The organism is Streptomyces sp. WAC05292 (genome assembly GCF_003949955.1).
Classification (GTDB): Bacteria; Actinomycetota; Actinomycetes; order Streptomycetales; family Streptomycetaceae; genus Streptomyces; species Streptomyces globosus.
Genome location: NZ_RPSE01000112.1, coordinates 1 through 16502 on the forward strand (window position 1 = coordinate 1; position 16502 = coordinate 16502).

Sequence of the window (16502 nt, forward strand, 5' to 3'; positions counted from 1 at the left end):
GCCCGAGCTGCCCCCCGTGCACGGCGCCGTCATCTGCGTCTCGGCGCCCTGCCTGGCGATCTCGCCCGAACACGGCCAGCTCACCGGGCACGGCATGGACGGCATCTACCGCTCGGGGCGGCGGCTGCTCTCCCGCTGTGTGCTGCGGGTCGCGGGCCGCGACCCGGTGGCCGTCCAGGGCCGCAGCACCGGGGCGGACCGGGCCGCGTTCACCGCGACCGTCCGCACGGGAGCCGAGGCCGGCCCCGACCCCGACGTCGGCGTCGAGCGGGTGCGGCACGCCGACGGCACGGAGCGGATCGTCCTCCGCAGCTTCAACGCCCGCCCCCTGCGCCTGCCCGTGGAGGTCCTCCTCGGCACCGACCTCGCCGACCTCGCAGCCGTCGCCGCCGGCCGGGCCGGACCCGAACTCCCGGCCGGCGTGCACGCGGCCGGCCTGCGCTGGACCACGGGCGACGCCCAGGCCGTCACCACCGCCGACCCCGCCCCCGACGACGCGCTCGCCTCCGCAGGGCTGCTGCGCTGGCAGCTCGAACTGCAGCCGGGGGAGTCCCGCACCATCGAGCTGCGCACCACGCAGTCCCGCACCTCCCGGGCCCCGGCCGGGCAGGTGGCCAACCCCCTGGCCGACGCCAGGGCCGAGTGCGACGACCCGCGCGCCGAGGCCTGGTTCCGGACCAGCGTCGCCGACCTCGGCGCCCTCCTGCTGAGGGACCGGGAGGAGCCGGCCGACGCCTTCGCCGCCGCCGGTGCGCCCTGGCGGCTCGGCCTCGCCCCAGCGGAAGCCCTCTGGGCGGCGCGGATGGCGCTGCCGCTCGGCACCGGGCTCGCCGCGGCCACCCTGCGCATCCTCGCCCGCACCCAGACCGGCGGCCGCGGACCGGACACGGGGAAGATCCCCGGACCGCTGCGCGGCGGCGGGCCGCAGCTGCCGCCCGGCTGCACCGGCACCGAGGCCACCCTCGCCTTCCCCGCCGTCCTCGCCGAGGCCCGGCGCTGGGGGCTGCCCGATCCGGAGGCCGAACCACTGCTCCCCGCGGCCGAGCGGTGCCTGGACTGGCTGCGCGCATCCCTCGGCGGAGACGGCTTCCTCGCCGATCCCGACCCCGGGCCGCGCCGCTGCGAGACCCAGGCCCACGCCCACCGGGCCGCCCTGCTCGGGGCCGACCTGCTCGACGCGTACGGCCGGCCCGGCGGACCGGAGTGGCGGGAGTGGGCGGCCGCCCTGCGGGCGCGCTTCCGGCAGCGGTTCTGGATCGACGGCCCGGACGGCGGCCGGCCGGCCGCGGCCCTCCACCCGGACGGCAGGCCGCTGCCCCGGCTGACCGGAGCCGCCGCCCACCTGCTGGACACCGGCCTTCTCGGCGGGGGCCGCCTCGCCCCCGGCCTGCTCGACCCGGTCCGCACCGAACAGCTCGCCCGGCTGCTCGGAGCCCCCGCCATGGACTGCGGGTGGGGGCTGCGGAGCATGGCCGTGCGGGAGCCCGGGCACAACCCGTTCGGCCACCGCTCCGGCGCGGTCCGCCCCCACGAAAGCGCCGTGGCCGTCGCCGGGCTTGCCCAGGCCGGCTTCGAGAAGGAGGCCGCCGCCCTCCTGCGCGGCCTGCTCGACGCCGCGGAGGGCTTCGGGTACCGGCTGCCCGAGATGTACGCCGCCGAGCAGCGCACGGCGGGCAGCGCCCCCCTCCCGCACCCAGCGGCCTGCCGCCCCGCCGCGGTGGCCGCGGCCGCCGGGATCCACGCCCTCACGGCGGCCGCCGGGATCCGCCCGGACGCCCCCGCCGGCACCGTCGCCGTAACCCCCCTGCCCGGCGCCCCGCTCGGCGCACTGCGCCTGTCCGGCCTGCGGGTCGCGGGCGAACCCTTCGCCCTCCGCGTCAGCCGCCTCGGCCTCGGGATGGTGGAGGAGGCGGCTGATGCCCTCCAACTCGGCGGCTAGGCCGGCGCCCCCCGCCGGCTTCCGGGTCTTTGCCCTCCGGATCTTCAAAGCGCTGTTTATCGTCAGGAAGACGACTATGATCGCGGCATGCCTCCCTACGACCCGTCGGCCTATCCGCCGTTCGCCGTCACCGTCGACCTGGTCGTCCTCACCGTGCGACGCCACGCCCTCTGCGCGCTGGTCGTCCGGCGCGGCGAGCAGCCGTTCCAGGGGCGCTGGGCCCTGCCCGGCGGCTTCGTGCGCGGAGACGAGGACCTGGGCGCCGCGGCCGCCCGCGAACTCGCCGAGGAAACCGGCCTGTGCGCGCACGATCCCGCGGAGCCCGGCGCCGGCAACGGCGCGCACCTGGAGCAGCTGGCCACGTACGGGGACCCCAAGCGGGATCCGCGGATGCGCGTGGTCAGCGTGGCCCACCTCGTCCTCGCCCCCGACCTGCCCGCGCCCCGCGCCGGCGGCGACGCCAACAGCGCGCGCTGGGCCCCGGTCGACGAGCTGCTCGCCGCCGAGGAGGAGCCGGGCGCCGGGCTCGCCTTCGACCACGCGACCATCCTCGCGGACGGGGTCGAGCGCGCCCGCTCGAAGATCGAGTATTCCTCGCTGGCCACCGCGTTCTGCCCGCCCGAGTTCACCGTGGGCGAGCTGCGCCGGGTCTACGAGGCGGTGTGGGGCGTGGCCCTCGACCCCCGCAACTTCCACCGCAAGGTCACCGGGACCCCCGGCTTCCTGGTGCCGGCCGGAGGGACGACGACCCGTCAGGGCGGCAGGCCGGCACAGCTGTTCCGGGCCGGCGGGGCCACCCTGCTCAACCCGCCGATGCTCCGCCCGGAGGCCTGACGCCCCGTCGGCGGCGCCGCCGACACGGCGCCGCACCAGGGGGCATTACGGGGCAAATCGGGCGCTTGGCGTTACCTTGCTGGGGGAACCCACCCTGCCGCAGAGCGGTCACACCCCCCGCGAGGGAAGCGATGCTCCAGGCCATCGGACTCACCAGCCGCCCCCGTCGAAACCTCCCGCCGCTCGTCGACGACCTCACCTTCGAGGCCCGCCCCGGCGCCGTCACCGCGCTCCTCGGCGACCAGGGCTCGGGCAAGACCACCGCCCTGCGGCTGATGCTGGAACTCGAACCGGGCAGGGGCGTCACCTACTTCCGGGGCCGCCCGCTGCACCGCATCCCGCACCCGAGCCGCGAGGTCGGTGTGCTGCTCGGCGACGTCCCCGGCAACCCGGCGCGGACGGTCCGCGGCCAGCTGCGGATGCTGTGCGCGGCCGCCGGGGTGCCCGCCTCGCGGGCCGACGCCGTGCTGGAGGTCGTCGGCATCGCGGGGCTGCGCGACGAGCGGCTGGGCTCCCTCTCCCTCGGCATGGACCGCCGGGTGGCCCTGGCCGCCGCCCTGCTCGCCGACCCCTGCACCCTGCTCCTCGACGAGCCCTGCGCCGGGCTCTCCCCCCGCGACCGCGGCTGGATGCACACCCTCCTGCGCGGGCACGCCGCCCTCGGCGGGGCGGTCCTGTTCACCACCGACGACGCGAAGGAGGCCGCCCGCAGCGCGGACCGCGTCGTGAGCATCGACCGCGGCCGGCTCGTCGCGGACCAGGACGCCGCCGAATTCGCCCTGACCCGGTTGCGGCCTCGGGTCGCCGTGCGCACCCCGCACGCCGCCCGCCTGGCCGACGTCCTCAACCGCGAGGCCCGCGCCGCGCAGCGCCCGGTGGAGATCGTCCAGGAGACCGGCAACCGCCTGGCCGTCTTCGGCAGCAGCTGCGCGGAGGTCGGCGAGGCGGCGTTCCGCCACGGCGTGCTCGTCCACCAGCTCGCCGACGAGACCGGCGACACCCGCGAGCCGGCAGCCGCCGTCCCCGCCGCCCGCACCGGATCCGGCGGTGGCGACGCGTCCGCCGCCCCCGCCGCCCACGTGCCCGGCCCGACCACCGGAGCGGCCGGAGCAGCCGGAGCAGCCGGAGCGGCCGGAGCGGCCGGTGCCGCCGGTACCGACGCCGGCCTGCCCGCCCCGGCGGCGGGCGCCTGGCCCGGAGCCGACCGCCGGCCCGCCTCCGCGGTGCGGCGCATCGGCGGCCCGCTGCGCCCCCTGCGCTACGAGCTGCTGCGCGTCTTCGGCACCGCCGCACCCGCCCTGACCGCCGCCGCCGTCCTCTGCGTCTCCGCGGTCCTCGCCGTGCTCCTGGCCCGCGCCGGCCACGGCTCCCAGCACCGGGTGCTCGCCGGCTGGCCGGAGCTGCTGCCGCTGCCGCCCGCCGCCCTCGGCGCCGGCCTGCTCGGAGCCCTGGCCTTCGGCGAGGAGTACCGCTACCCGGCGCTCACCGCGGACCGCGGCACCGTGCCGCGCCGGCTCGGCCTGCTCGCCGCCAAGCTCGGCGTCGGTGCCGCGCTCGCCCTCGGCGTCGGCGCCCTGGCCGTGGCCGCCGACGCCGCCGCCGTGCACCTCGTCTTCGGCGGCGGCCCGCTGCGCGCACCCGAGCACTGGGCCGTCCCCGCGGCCAGCTGGGCCGGCCTGCTCACCGGCTGCGCCTGGGCCGGGGTCCTCGCCTCCGGGGTCTTCCGGTCGGCGACCGCCGGCATGGCCGCGGTGCTCGCGGTCCCGGTCGGCGTCGTGCCGCTGCTGCGCGAGGTGCTCCACGGCCCGTCCGCCCACCCGGTCGCGGGCCTGGCGGCCCGGCTCCGCTCCCTCGCCTCGGCCCAGTGGCCCCCGGAGGCGGACCGCATGGTCACCGGAGCCCTCCGCGTGGTCGCCCAACCCGTCGGCGCGGCACTGGCGTTGTCGCTGATGGTCCTGTTGTGCGCCTATGGGTTCACCGGACTGCGCAGCCGTGTCCGATGGTGACCGCTTGGAAGCCGCGCCCGCCCGCGCTCCGACCGGAAGCGCCCACTACACGTGAACAGGACCGCAACCCCCCGTAAACGGCCCGGTTCTTTACGATAAGTCGTCAATTGCGCAGGTGGCACCGATCACCCTTTCGTGTGCTTTTCAGCAAAGACCTCAAGGGTCCTGGGGGCGCGGCCGACAAAGGATTCGTGAGTACCCTTGCGCACACCATGATGACCGCCGCCCGCCATGCCGACTCCGGCCTCGTCGGTCCGGGCGAACTCGACCGCTACCCGTATGCGGAAACCCCCGGGGCCGACCGCGTCGCCACACCCCACTGGGAGGGCGCCGACGTCGAGTTGGGCCGTGTCGGCCGGCGCGCCGCGGGCAGCCGCGGCCGCGGCCTGCACGGCCAACTCGTCCAGCAGCTCGGCCAGATGATCGTCTCCGGCGACCTCGGCGCCGACCGCCCCCTCGTCCCCGAGGAGATCGGCCAGCGCTTCGAGGTCTCCCGCACGGTGGTCCGCGAATCGCTGCGCGTGCTGGAGGCCAAGGGCCTCGTCAGCGCCCGCCCCAACGTCGGCACCCGGGTCCGGCCGGTCGCCGACTGGAACCTCCTCGACCCCGACATCATCGAGTGGCGGGCCTTCGGGCCCCAGCGCGACGACCAGCGCCGCGAGCTCAACGAGCTCCGCTGGACCATCGAGCCGCTCGCCGCCCGCCTCGCCGCCGGCCACGGCCGCCCGGACGTCCAGCAGCGCCTCGCCGACATGGTCGAGATCATGGGGCACGCCCTCGGCCAGGGCGACGCGATCACCTTCGCCCGCGCCGACAACGAGTTCCACGCGCTCCTCATCCAGGTCGCCGGCAACCGCATGCTGGAGCACCTCTCCGGCATCGTCTCCGCCGCCCTCCAGGTCTCCGGCAGCGCGACGACCACCTGCGACCGCCCGAGCGAGGCGTGCGTCGCCCACCACGCCCGCATCGTCGAGGCGCTCGCCGCGGGGGACGCCACGGGAGCCGAGAGCGCCATGCGCCAGCTGCTGACCGTCCACCCCGAGGTCGAGCGCGTGGTGCCCGCCCCGCGCGAGCACTGAGCGGCCGGCGGACTGGAGGCGCGGAGGTACTCGCACGTGTCGCCGGACCCGGCCCGGGTCCGGCGACACCGGTGTGGCGGCCCTTCCGGCGCAGCCCCGGCCGGCCCCGGACCGCGGCCCGCAGAGGGCGTGTGACCACGGCCACGAATTTTTGGGCGTAACGCTCTGCGAAGTCACGCGATGACCTAGAGAGGTGATGGCCGACGGAGGGAACAGCAGCCCTTGCGGGTGCTGTGAAGCTCCCCGGCCCCTGCCCGCGCCCCCGGCCCATCCCCAGTCGGTGGTCGTCGGCTCCGGTCCAGCACCACCCGGTCCGGGGTCGGAAGCCGTTCCCATCGTTCCGAGAGGTTGTTCGTGTCGGCCAGCACATCCCGTACGCTCCCGCCGGAGATCGCCGAATCCGAGTCTGTGATGGCGCTCATCGAGCGGGGCAAGGCCGAGGGGCAGATCGCCGGCGATGACGTACGTCGGGCCTTCGAGGCTGACCAGATTCCTGCGACCCAGTGGAAGAATGTTCTGCGCAGCCTCAACCAGATCCTCGAGGAAGAGGGTGTGACGCTGATGGTCAGTGCCGCGGAGTCGCCCAAGCGCACCACCCGCAAGAGCGTCGCAGCGAAGACCCCGGCCAAGCGGGCGGCCACCAAGACCGCCGCGGCGAAGACGACGGCTGCGCGGACCGTCGCCGCCGCGGAACCGGCGGCCGAGGCGGTCGACCCCGAGCCCGCCGGCGCCGCCGAGCAGGAGCCCGGAGCCGAGCCCGCCGCCAAGAAGACGGCAGCCCGCAAGACGGCCGCGAAGAAGGCCGCCCCCGCCAAGAAGGCGGCGGCGAAGAAGACGGCCGCCAAGAAGACCGCCGGGAAGAAGGACTCCGACGAGGCCGGCGAGGAAGAGCTCCTGGAAGAGGGCCCCGCCGAGGTCAAGGCCGAGGGCGAGGAAGAGGAGGACGGCGGCGAGGCCAAGGGCTTCGTCATCTCCGACGACGAGGACGACGCCCCCGCCCAGCAGGTCGCCGTCGCCGGCGCCACCGCCGACCCCGTCAAGGACTACCTCAAGCAGATCGGCAAGGTCCCCCTGCTCAACGCCGAGCAGGAGGTCGAGCTCGCCAAGCGCATCGAGGCCGGCCTGTTCGCCGAGGACAAGCTCGCCACCTCCGACAAGCTGGCGCCCAAGCTCAAGCGCGAACTGGAGATCATCGCCGAGGACGGCCGCCGCGCCAAGAACCACCTGCTGGAGGCCAACCTCCGCCTCGTGGTCTCCCTCGCCAAGCGCTACACCGGCCGCGGCATGCTCTTCCTGGACCTGATCCAGGAGGGCAACCTGGGCCTGATCCGCGCGGTCGAGAAGTTCGACTACACCAAGGGCTACAAGTTCTCCACGTACGCCACCTGGTGGATCCGCCAGGCGATCACCCGCGCCATGGCCGACCAGGCCCGCACGATCCGCATCCCCGTGCACATGGTCGAGGTCATCAACAAGCTCGCCCGCGTACAGCGCCAGATGCTCCAGGACCTGGGCCGCGAACCCACCCCGGAGGAGCTGGCGAAGGAACTCGACATGACCCCGGAGAAGGTCATCGAGGTCCAGAAGTACGGGCGCGAGCCGATCTCCCTGCACACCCCGCTCGGCGAGGACGGCGACAGCGAGTTCGGCGACCTCATCGAGGACTCAGAGGCGGTAGTCCCGGCCGACGCCGTGAGCTTCACCCTCCTGCAGGAGCAGCTCCACTCCGTCCTGGACACCCTGAGCGAGCGCGAGGCGGGTGTCGTGTCCATGCGCTTCGGCCTCACCGACGGCCAGCCCAAGACCCTGGACGAGATCGGCAAGGTCTACGGCGTGACGCGCGAGCGCATCCGCCAGATCGAGTCCAAGACCATGTCGAAGCTCCGCCACCCCTCCCGGTCCCAGGTCCTGCGCGACTACCTGGACTAGCCGCGGCGGCCGCACCGACTGCCGACAGGGCCCGGCGTCCCCCACAGGGGCCGTCGGGCCCTGTCGCGCCCCCCGCGCAACCCCCGGCCGGCACCGTGCGCGGGTGCGCCCGCCCGCCGGACGGCCCACTCTGGGTGCAGAAGCGCACACCCAGCGTCAGGAGGCCCGATGCGTCGACCCATCTCCCGTGCTCTGGCGGGCGCGCTGGCCCTGGTGGCGGGAGCGGCCGCCGCCCCGCTGGCCCGCGCCCCCCACGCCGCCGCGGACAGCATCGTGATCGGCGGCAGGCCGGTGAAGGTGGCGGACAGTCCCTGGGTCGTGGCCGTGGCCAGCCGTGACCGGTTCGGCGGAACCCGGGCCGGGCAGTTCTGCGGCGGCGCGCTCGTCGCCCCCGCGCGGGTCGTCACCGCCGCCCACTGCCTGAGCCGGGAGGTGCTGGGCGCCCCGGTCGAGGCCGTCCGCGACCTGCGGGTGATCACCGGGCGTACGCAGCTGCGCGCGGACGAGGGCCGGGAGGTCGCGGTCCGCGCGGTCCGCGTGAACCCGGCGTACGACACGCGGAGCAACGCCGGCGACCTCGCCGTGCTGGAGCTCGCCGAGGCGCTGCCCGCGCAGCACGTGCTGCCGCTCGCCGGGCAGGACCACCCCGGCTACCGGGCCGGTGCCGAGGCCGCCGTGTACGGGTGGGGGGACACCAGCGGCTTCGGCGACTACGCGTTCGGGCTGCGGGCGGCGCAGGTCACCGTACTGGCGGACGAGGTCTGCCGGGAGGCGTATCCGGGGGACGCGGACGGTGAGTACCGGCCCGAATCCATGGTGTGCGCGGGGCACGCCCGCGGCGGGCGGGACGCCTGCCAGGGCGACAGCGGCGGGCCGCTCGTCGCCGAGGGCCGGCTCATCGGGGTCGTGTCGTGGGGCCGGGGGTGCGGCCGCGCCGACAGCCCGGGCGTCTACACGCGGATCGCCCCGCTGGCCGACTTCGTGGCCGGGCCGGAGACGGCCCCGCAGCGCCGGTCGGTGCCGGACCCCGCGAGGGGCGCCGAAAGCGGCTCCAAGGCCCCCGTACGGGCCGAAGAGGGGCATCCTCCCCGTTCGGCACCGCAGACGTGAGGACGGGCGGCACTTCCGGGTCTCGGAAGTGCCGCCCGTCGACCGGCCTCGCCGGTCCTGGCTCGTCGGATGCGAGGTACAGGCTTGTCAGCGGTCCTCGGTGTCGGCGTGCGCCGCCGGAGCGGACGTCAGCCGCTCGGTCTCATCCTGTATTTCCGCGGCGATCTTCTTGAGTTCCGGCTCGAACTTGCGCCCGTGGTGGGCGCAGAAGAGCAGTTCACCACCGCTCAGCAGGACGACGCGCAGATATGCCTGGGCGCCGCAACGGTCGCATCGGTCAGCGGCCGTCAGCGGGGTCGCGGGTGTCAGAACAGTAGTCACGTCGCCTCTTCTCTAGCTCGACGAGCTGTCGTACCAGGGTCAACATCCAACCAGGCCGAAAACGTTCCCGCTCGCGGCTTTTCCTCGAAACTTCCTTCCGAAGCTGGCCGGCTGCTGCCGGTTGGCGGCGAAGGAGCCGTATTGCGTTGCTTTACGGTTTCGCGTTGTCAGTCGTTCGCTTGTCGCAGTCGTCCTCCCCGGCCCGAGTGCCGGTTGTTCATGAGGACGTGCCCGAACCCTAAATGGTTCATGCCTCGAAGGGAACGTGATGTTTGCTTCACCCGCTCGGGGGATCGAACATCCGTGCGGATCTGCACTAGGCTGATGCAGCACGAGGGTGGCGTTGCATCGGCTCTACCAGGCCTCGGTACCCTTCGACGGGCAACCGAGCCACCCCGTGCACCACCGGGTCCAGAAATGAAATTCAGCGAGGAGCGAACTGCGTGACCGCCGACACGTCCGTGCCTTCCAGCGCGCTGCTGTCCGGAGCAGACCGGGACGGCTCCAACTACACCGCGCGGCACCTGCTCGTCCTCGAAGGCCTCGAAGCCGTCCGCAAGCGGCCGGGCATGTACATCGGGTCGACCGACAGCCGCGGCCTGATGCACTGCCTCTGGGAGATCATCGACAACGCCGTCGACGAGGCCCTGGGCGGCTATTGCGACCACATCGAGGTCGTCCTCCACGACGACGCATCCGTCGAGGTCAGGGACAACGGCCGCGGCATCCCCGTGGACGTCGAGCCCAAGACCGGGCTGTCCGGCGTCGAGGTCGTCATGACCAAGCTGCACGCCGGCGGGAAGTTCGGCGGCGGCTCCTACGCCGCCTCCGGCGGCCTGCACGGCGTCGGCGCCTCCGTCGTCAACGCCCTCTCCTCCCGCCTCGACGTCGAGGTCGACCGCGGCAGCTCCACCCACGCGATCAGCTTCCGCCGCGGCGTGCCCGGCGTCTTCACGGGCCAGGGCCCCGACAGCCCCTTCGACGCCGCGAGCGGCCTGCGCAAGACCAAGCGCATCGCCAAGGGCAAGACCGGCACCCGGGTCCGCTACTGGGCGGACCGGCAGATCTTCCTCAAGGACGCCCGGCTCTCGCTGGAGAACCTGCACCAGCGCGCCCGCCAGACCGCCTTCCTCGTCCCCGGCCTCACGATCGTCGTGCGCGACGAGCGCGGCATCGACGGCGCCGGGAAGACCGAGGAGACCTTCCGCTTCGACGGCGGGATCAGCGAGTTCTGCGACTTCCTCGCCCAGGACAAGGCCGTCTGCGACGTCCTGCGGCTGAGCGGGCAGGGCACCTTCAAGGAGACCGTCCCCGTCCTCGACGAGCGCGGCCACATGACCCCCACCGAGGTCACCCGCGACCTCGGGGTGGACGTCGCCCTGCGCTGGGGCACGGGGTACGAGACCACCGTCAAGTCCTTCGTGAACATCATCGCCACCCCCAAGGGCGGCACCCACATCACCGGCTTCGAGCGCGCCGTCACCAAGACCCTGAACGAGGTGCTCCGCTCCGCGAAGCTGCTGCGCGTCGCCGAGGACGACGTCGTCAAGGACGACGCGATGGAGGGCCTGACGGCGGTCGTCACCGTCCGCCTGGCCGAGCCGCAGTTCGAGGGGCAGACCAAGGAGGTGCTCGGCACCTCGGCGGCCGCCCGCATCGTCGCCGCCGTCGTGTCCAAGGAGCTCAAGGCCTTCCTGACCTCCACCAAGCGCGACGACAAGCAGCAGGCGCGCGCCGTGATGGAGAAGGTCGTCGCGGCGGCCCGGACCCGCATCGCGGCCCGCCAGCACAAGGAGGCGCAGCGCCGCAAGACGGCCCTGGAGACCTCCTCGCTTCCCGCCAAGCTCGCGGACTGCCGCAGCGACGACGTCGAGCGCAGCGAGCTCTTCATCGTCGAGGGGGACTCCGCCCTCGGCACCGCGAAGCTGGCCCGGAATTCGGAATTCCAGGCTCTGCTGCCCATCCGCGGCAAGATCCTGAACGTTCAGAAGTCCTCGGTCTCGGACATGCTGAAGAACGCCGAGTGCGGCGCGATCATCCAGGTCATAGGGGCCGGCTCCGGCCGTACCTTCGACATCGACGCCGCGCGGTACGGGAAGATCGTCCTCCTCGTCGACGCGGACGTGGACGGCGCGCACATCCGCTGCCTGCTGCTCACGCTCTTCCAGCGCTACATGCGCCCCATGGTCGAGGCCGGGCGTGTGTTCGCGGCCGTGCCGCCGCTGCACCGGATCGAGCTCGTCCAGCCCAAGAGGGGGCAGGACAAGTACGTCTACACGTATTCGGACAGCGAACTCCGCCAGACCCTGCTCGAATTCCAGCGGAAGAACATCCGCTACAAGGACTCGATCCAGCGCTACAAGGGCCTCGGCGAGATGGACGCGGACCAGCTGGCGGAGACGACGATGGACCCGCGCCACCGCACGCTGCGCCGCATCAACATCGGCGACCTGGAGGCGGCCGAGCAGGTCTTCGACCTGCTCATGGGCAACGAGGTGGCTCCCCGCAAGGAGTTCATCACCAGCTCCGCGGCCACCCTGGACCGCTCGCGCATCGACGCCTGACGGGCGGCCCGGCACCCGGGCGGAGCGGCGGGCCGCACCTCGGACGGTGCGGCCCGCCGCTCCGCGCTCCCGCCGGCCCGCCGCTCCGCCCCATCACCTGTTGGAGTGAAGAGCACCGGTACACCAGTCCGGAAACCGCTCATTCCGCACATCCTTGTGGGCACGCCGCCAATGCGGCAGCGGACAAGGAGAGTTCGGTGGACAAGCACGAAGGTCCCGACGCCGGAACGATCCGGCTCGACGACCCCTGGTACGACGCGCCGGCCGTCGACTGGGGCGAGGGCGACAGCGACGGCGGCGGCCGGGGCGAGGGCACCGGCGGGCAGGCTCCGCCGCGCCGGGCCGACGGCCGGGCGGGCCCGGCCGACGCGGCCGAGATCTACCTGGAGGTGCAGCGCAGCGCAGCGTTCCAGGAGGTCCGCAGCCGCTACCGCGGGTTCGTCGTCCCCGCGACCGCCGCCTTCCTCCTCTGGTACGTGGCCTACGTGGTCGCCGCGACCGCGGCGCCCGGGTTCATGGCCCGTCCCGTCGCCGGCGCGGTCAACGTGGCCCTGCTCGCCGGCCTCGGCCAGTTCCTCAGCACCTTCCTGCTGACCTGGGCGTACGCCCGGCACGCCAGGCTCCGCCGGGACCGGGCCGCACTGGACCTGCGGTGGACCGTGTTCGAGCAGGAGCGCGGGCACGGGCGGGCCCGCAACCGGGAGGCCGGCCGGTGACCGCCGGGCACCAGACGCTGGCACTGGTCCTCTTCAGCACCTTCATCGCGGTGACCCTGGGCATCACCACCTGGGTCAGCCGCCACCGGCACGGCTCGGCCGAGGAGTTCTACGCCGGGGGCCGGCTGTTCTCTCCGATGGAGAACGGTTTCGCCATCGCCGGCGACTACATGTCCGCCGCGTCCTTCCTCGGCATCTCCGGGCTGATCGCCCTGTTCGGCTACGACGGCCTGCTGTACTCGGTCGGCTTCCTCGTCGCCTGGCTCGTCGTCCTCTTCCTCGTCGCCGAACTCGTCCGCAACTGCGGCCGCTTCACCCTCGCCGACGTCGTCGCGGCCCGGATGAGCGAGAGGCCCGTCCGGATCGCCGCCGGGACCGCCTCCGTCACCGTCTCCGTGCTCTACCTCGTCGCGCAGATGGTCGGCGCCGGCAGCCTCGTCGGCCTGCTGCTCGGCGACTCCGGCACCGCCGCCCGCACGCTGACCGTGGTCGCGGTGGGGGCGCTCATGGTCGTCTACGTCTCCTTCGGCGGAATGCGGGCCACCACCTGGATCCAGATCGTCAAGGCCGTCCTCTTGATGGGCGGGGCGGTCGCCCTCACCGTGCTCGTCCTGTTCCGCTTCCACGGCGACTTCGGACTGCTGCTCACCAGTGCAGCCGAACGCAGCGGCCACGGCGAGCGGTTCCTGGGCCCGGGGCTGAAGTACGGCGGCGACTGGACGGCCCGCATCGACTTCATGAGCCTCGGCCTGGCCCTGGTCCTCGGCACCGCCGGGCTCCCGCACATCCTGTCCCGCTTCTACACGGTGCCGACCGCGCGGGCCGCCCGCCGGTCCGTGGTCTGGGCGATCGGCCTGATCGGCGGCTTCTACCTGATGACCATCGTGCTCGGCTTCGGCGCGGCCGCGCTGGTCGGCCCGGCCGAGGTCCGCGCCTCCCACGCCTCCGGCAACACGGCGGTGCCGCTGCTCGCCGCCCACTTGGGCGGCGGAGCGGAATCCACCGGCGGGGCCGTGCTGTTCGCCCTGGTCGCGGCGATCGCCTTCGCGACGATCCTCGCGGTCGTCGCGGGCATCACCCTCGCCTCGTCGGCGTCCGTCGCACACGACCTGTACGCCTCCCTCCGGCGCCGGCGCGCCCGCGCCCGCAGCGAGGTCGCGGTGGCGCGGACAGCGGCCGTCGGGATCGGGGCGGTGGCCATCGCGCTCGGGCTGCTGGCCCAGGATCTGAACGTGGCGTTCCTGGTGGGCCTCGCCTTCGCGGTCGCGGCCTCCGCCAACCTGCCCGTCCTGCTGTACTCGCTGTTCTGGAGCCGCTTCACGACGCGGGGCGCCGTCTGGTCCGTGTACGGCGGACTGGTGCCGGCGGTGGCGCTGGTGGTGCTGTCGCCGGTCGTCTCCGGCAGCCCCGACGCCCTCTTCCCGGGAGTGGACTTCCAGTGCTTCCCGCTGCAGAACCCGGGCCTGGTCTCGATTCCGCTCGGGTTCCTGGCGGGCTGGCTGGGGACGGTGACCTGCGCGGAGGAGCCGGACGCCGCCAAGCACGCCGAGACCGAGGTCCGCTCCCTGACCGGAGCCGGGGCCGTGTGACGGGGCGGCAGCGGATCACGGGCCGTCGGCCGGACGCCAGGCGTAGCGGTGCTCGGGGCGGCCCGTCTCGCCGTAGCGCAGGGCCAGCGTGACCCGACCGGTGCGGTCGAGCAGTTTGAGGTACCGCTGTGCGGTCTGGCGGCTGATGCCGGCGCGGTCGGCGATCTGCTGGGCCGACAGCGGGCCCTCCGCGGACAGCAGGATGTGGCGGACCAGCTCGGCGGTGGTGGGGGAGTGGCCCTTGGGCAGGTCGTTGGGGGCGCCGGCGGCGGCGAGCGTCCCGAAGATCCGGTCCACCTGGGCCTGTTCGGCCTCGCCGCCCGTCTCCAGGGTGCGGCGCAGGGCCGCGTACGCCTCCAGCCGAAGCCTGAGGCCCTGGAAGGTGAACGGTTTGACGAGGTACTGGAGGGCGCCGAGGCGCATCGCGGCCTGCACCGTGGCGAGGTCCCGGGCGGCCGTGACCATGATCACGTCGGTGCGGTGGCCTAGCTGCCGCAGGCGGGCCACCAGGTCCAGGCCGCTGCCGTCGGGCAGGTAGTGGTCCAGGAGGACCAGGTCCGCCGGCTGGTCCTCAAGCCGCTCCAGCGCCTCGGCGGCCGAGTGGGCGCGGGAGATGACGCGGAAGCCGGGAACCTTCTCGACATACGCCGCGTTGATCCGGGCAACACGCACGTCGTCGTCGACGACCAATACGTGGATCGGGGATCCGCTCATCGCAGGGCCTCCGGGAGTACGACGGAGAACTCCGCCCCTCCGTCCGCTGTCCCGCCGGCCCGCGCCGTGCCGCCCTGCCGTTCCGCCAGGCGGCGTACGAGGGCCAGGCCGAGACCGCGCTCGCGCCGGCCCGAGGGCTGCTTCGTCGACCAGCCCTCGGTGAAGATCTCCTCGCGGCGGGACTCCGGCACCCCGGGACCGCTGTCGCGGACGAGGAGGACCAGGGTGCGGTCCTCGCAGCGCAGCTCCACCTCGACGAGGGGTGCGGCCGATCCGGCGGCCGCGTCCAGGGCGTTGTCCACGAGGTTTCCGACGATGGTGACCAGCCCGCCGGGGTCGGTGAGGCGGTCGGGCAGGAAGCTGCCGTCGGTGAGGCGCAGCGGGACGCCGCGCTCGGCGGCGACCGTCGCCTTGCCCACGAGGAGGGCGGCCAGCAGGGGGTCGCGGACCTTCTCGGTGACCTGCTCGGCGGTGCTGCGCCGCCCGCCGGCGACCTCGGCGAGGAACTCCGCCGCCTCCTCGTGCAGGCCGAGGTCCAGCAGGCCGAGGAGGGTGTGGAGGCGGTTGGCGTGCTCGTGGTCCTGCGCGCGCAGGGCGTCGATCAGGCCCTGGGTGGAGTCGAGTTCGCGGCGGAGCTGCTCCAGTTCGGTGCGGTCGCGCAGGGTGGCGACGGCGCCGCCGTCCTCGGTGGGCATCCGGTTGGCGACCAGGACGCGCGGCCCCTGCACGGTGAGGAGGTCGCGGCCGGTGGCACGGCCGGAGAGGACGTCGGCGGTGCGGCCCGCGCCGAGGACCTCGTCGAGCGGGCGGCCGGCGGCGCGGGCCGAGTCGGCGGGGGAGAGGCCGAGGAGGCGGGCGGCCTCGTCGTTGACGAGCCGGATCCGCCCGGCGGCGTCGAGGGCGACGACGCCCTCGCGAATGGAGTGGAGCATCGCCTCGCGTTCGGCGAGGAGGCCGGAGATGTCGGAGAAGGCCAGGTCGCGGGTCTGGCGCTGGATGCGGCGGGAGAGGAGGTAGGCGGCGAGCGCGCCGGCGGCCAGCGCGCCGCCGGCGTAGGCGAGGAGTCCCGGGATGGAGCCGAGCAGCCGGGCCCGGACGCTGTCGTAGGAGATGCCGACGGACACGGCGCCGACGATCTCGCCGTCGGCGGCGACGAGCGGCACCTTGCCGCGGGCGGTGCGGCCCAGGGTGCCCTCGTCGATCTCCGTCACGTCGCGGCCCGCGAGGACGTCGCCGGGGTCGGTGGAGACGGGCAGGCCGATGCGGTCGGGGCCGGGGTGGGAGCGGCGGATGCCGTGGAGGTCCATCACCACCACGTACTCGGCGCGGGTGGCGCGGCGGATCCGCTCGGCGGTGGCCTGCACCGGGCCGTCGGCGGCCGGAGCGGAGTCCAGTACCGCGGCCGCCAGGGAGGGGTCGGCGGCCGTGCTGCGGGCGATGGCGAGTGCGCGCTGCATGGCCTGGTCGTCGAGCTGTGCGCTCAGCGGGGCCAGGAACAGCCCGGTGGCCAGGACGGCGACTCCGGCGGCGATGGCCAGCTGGGTCAGGAGGATCTGCGAGACGGCCCGTCTGGGCAGCCCGATGCGCCGAGCGCCGAGGGTGGGGAACCGCATGACCAGCAACCGTAGGTCGGCGGCGGCGGAAGGGGAATCGCAGGGTCGGGGCGCGCGGGTGGGGAGACGGGTGGAAGCAGGACGGGAG

The 16502-nt window shown here is 74.1% G+C and carries 12 protein-coding genes; 9 read left to right on the top strand and 3 right to left on the bottom strand.

What is annotated here, in order from left to right:
* Positions 1-7 precede the first annotated feature (7 nt).
* From EF903_RS14850 to EF903_RS14880, 6 genes are all read left to right on the top strand, one after another.
* Positions 8-1939: a glycogen debranching N-terminal domain-containing protein gene (locus tag EF903_RS14850; RefSeq protein WP_260615334.1), complete on the top strand. Its 1932-nt coding sequence runs from the start codon at positions 8-10 to the stop codon at positions 1937-1939.
* 87 nt (positions 1940-2026) lie between these two features.
* Positions 2027-2773, top strand: coding sequence for an NUDIX domain-containing protein (locus tag EF903_RS14855; RefSeq protein ID WP_125543701.1), 747 nt, complete (start codon positions 2027-2029; stop codon positions 2771-2773).
* A 131-nt stretch (positions 2774-2904) separates the two neighbouring features.
* On the top strand, positions 2905-4779 hold the full coding sequence (locus tag EF903_RS34070) for an ATP-binding cassette domain-containing protein (RefSeq protein WP_185902667.1): 1875 nt from the start codon (positions 2905-2907) through the stop codon (positions 4777-4779).
* Positions 4780-4970: 191 nt separating this feature from the next.
* Entirely contained in the window at positions 4971-5858 is an 888-nt protein-coding gene (locus tag EF903_RS14870) for a FadR/GntR family transcriptional regulator (protein ID WP_125543703.1), read from the top strand.
* Between the two features lie 354 nt (positions 5859-6212).
* Positions 6213-7787: an RNA polymerase sigma factor gene (locus tag EF903_RS14875; RefSeq protein ID WP_260615332.1), complete on the top strand. Its 1575-nt coding sequence runs from the start codon at positions 6213-6215 to the stop codon at positions 7785-7787.
* Positions 7788-7955: 168 nt separating this feature from the next.
* Positions 7956-8897: a serine protease gene (locus tag EF903_RS14880; protein WP_125543705.1), complete on the top strand. Its 942-nt coding sequence runs from the start codon at positions 7956-7958 to the stop codon at positions 8895-8897.
* Between the two features lie 87 nt (positions 8898-8984).
* On the opposite strand, the gene EF903_RS14885 is transcribed toward EF903_RS14880, so the two are convergent.
* Positions 8985-9218 carry a hypothetical protein gene (locus tag EF903_RS14885; protein ID WP_114054552.1) on the bottom strand — a complete coding sequence of 78 codons (234 nt, stop codon included), beginning with the start codon at positions 9216-9218 and terminating at the stop codon, positions 8985-8987.
* Positions 9219-9661: 443 nt separating this feature from the next.
* On the opposite strand from EF903_RS14885, the gene EF903_RS14890 reads away from it, so the two are divergent.
* From EF903_RS14890 to EF903_RS14900, 3 genes are all read left to right on the top strand, one after another.
* Complete coding sequence (locus tag EF903_RS14890) at positions 9662-11782, top strand: type IIA DNA topoisomerase subunit B (protein WP_125543706.1); 2121 nt, start codon at positions 9662-9664, stop codon at positions 11780-11782.
* Positions 11783-11979: 197 nt separating this feature from the next.
* Complete coding sequence (locus tag EF903_RS14895) at positions 11980-12498, top strand: DUF485 domain-containing protein (protein WP_125543707.1); 519 nt, start codon at positions 11980-11982, stop codon at positions 12496-12498.
* On the top strand, positions 12495-14087 hold the full coding sequence (locus tag EF903_RS14900) for a cation acetate symporter (RefSeq protein WP_125543708.1): 1593 nt from the start codon (positions 12495-12497) through the stop codon (positions 14085-14087). Before EF903_RS14895 ends, EF903_RS14900 begins: the two co-directional genes overlap by 4 nt.
* Positions 14088-14102: 15 nt before the next feature.
* Here EF903_RS14900 and EF903_RS14905 read toward each other — a convergent pair whose 3' ends face one another.
* Entirely contained in the window at positions 14103-14801 is a 699-nt protein-coding gene (locus tag EF903_RS14905) for a response regulator (RefSeq protein ID WP_125543709.1), read from the bottom strand.
* Complete coding sequence (locus EF903_RS14910) at positions 14798-16414, bottom strand: sensor histidine kinase (protein ID WP_125543710.1); 1617 nt, start codon at positions 16412-16414, stop codon at positions 14798-14800. The genes EF903_RS14905 and EF903_RS14910 overlap by 4 nt, the downstream gene beginning before the upstream one ends.
* Positions 16415-16502 lie beyond the last annotated feature (88 nt).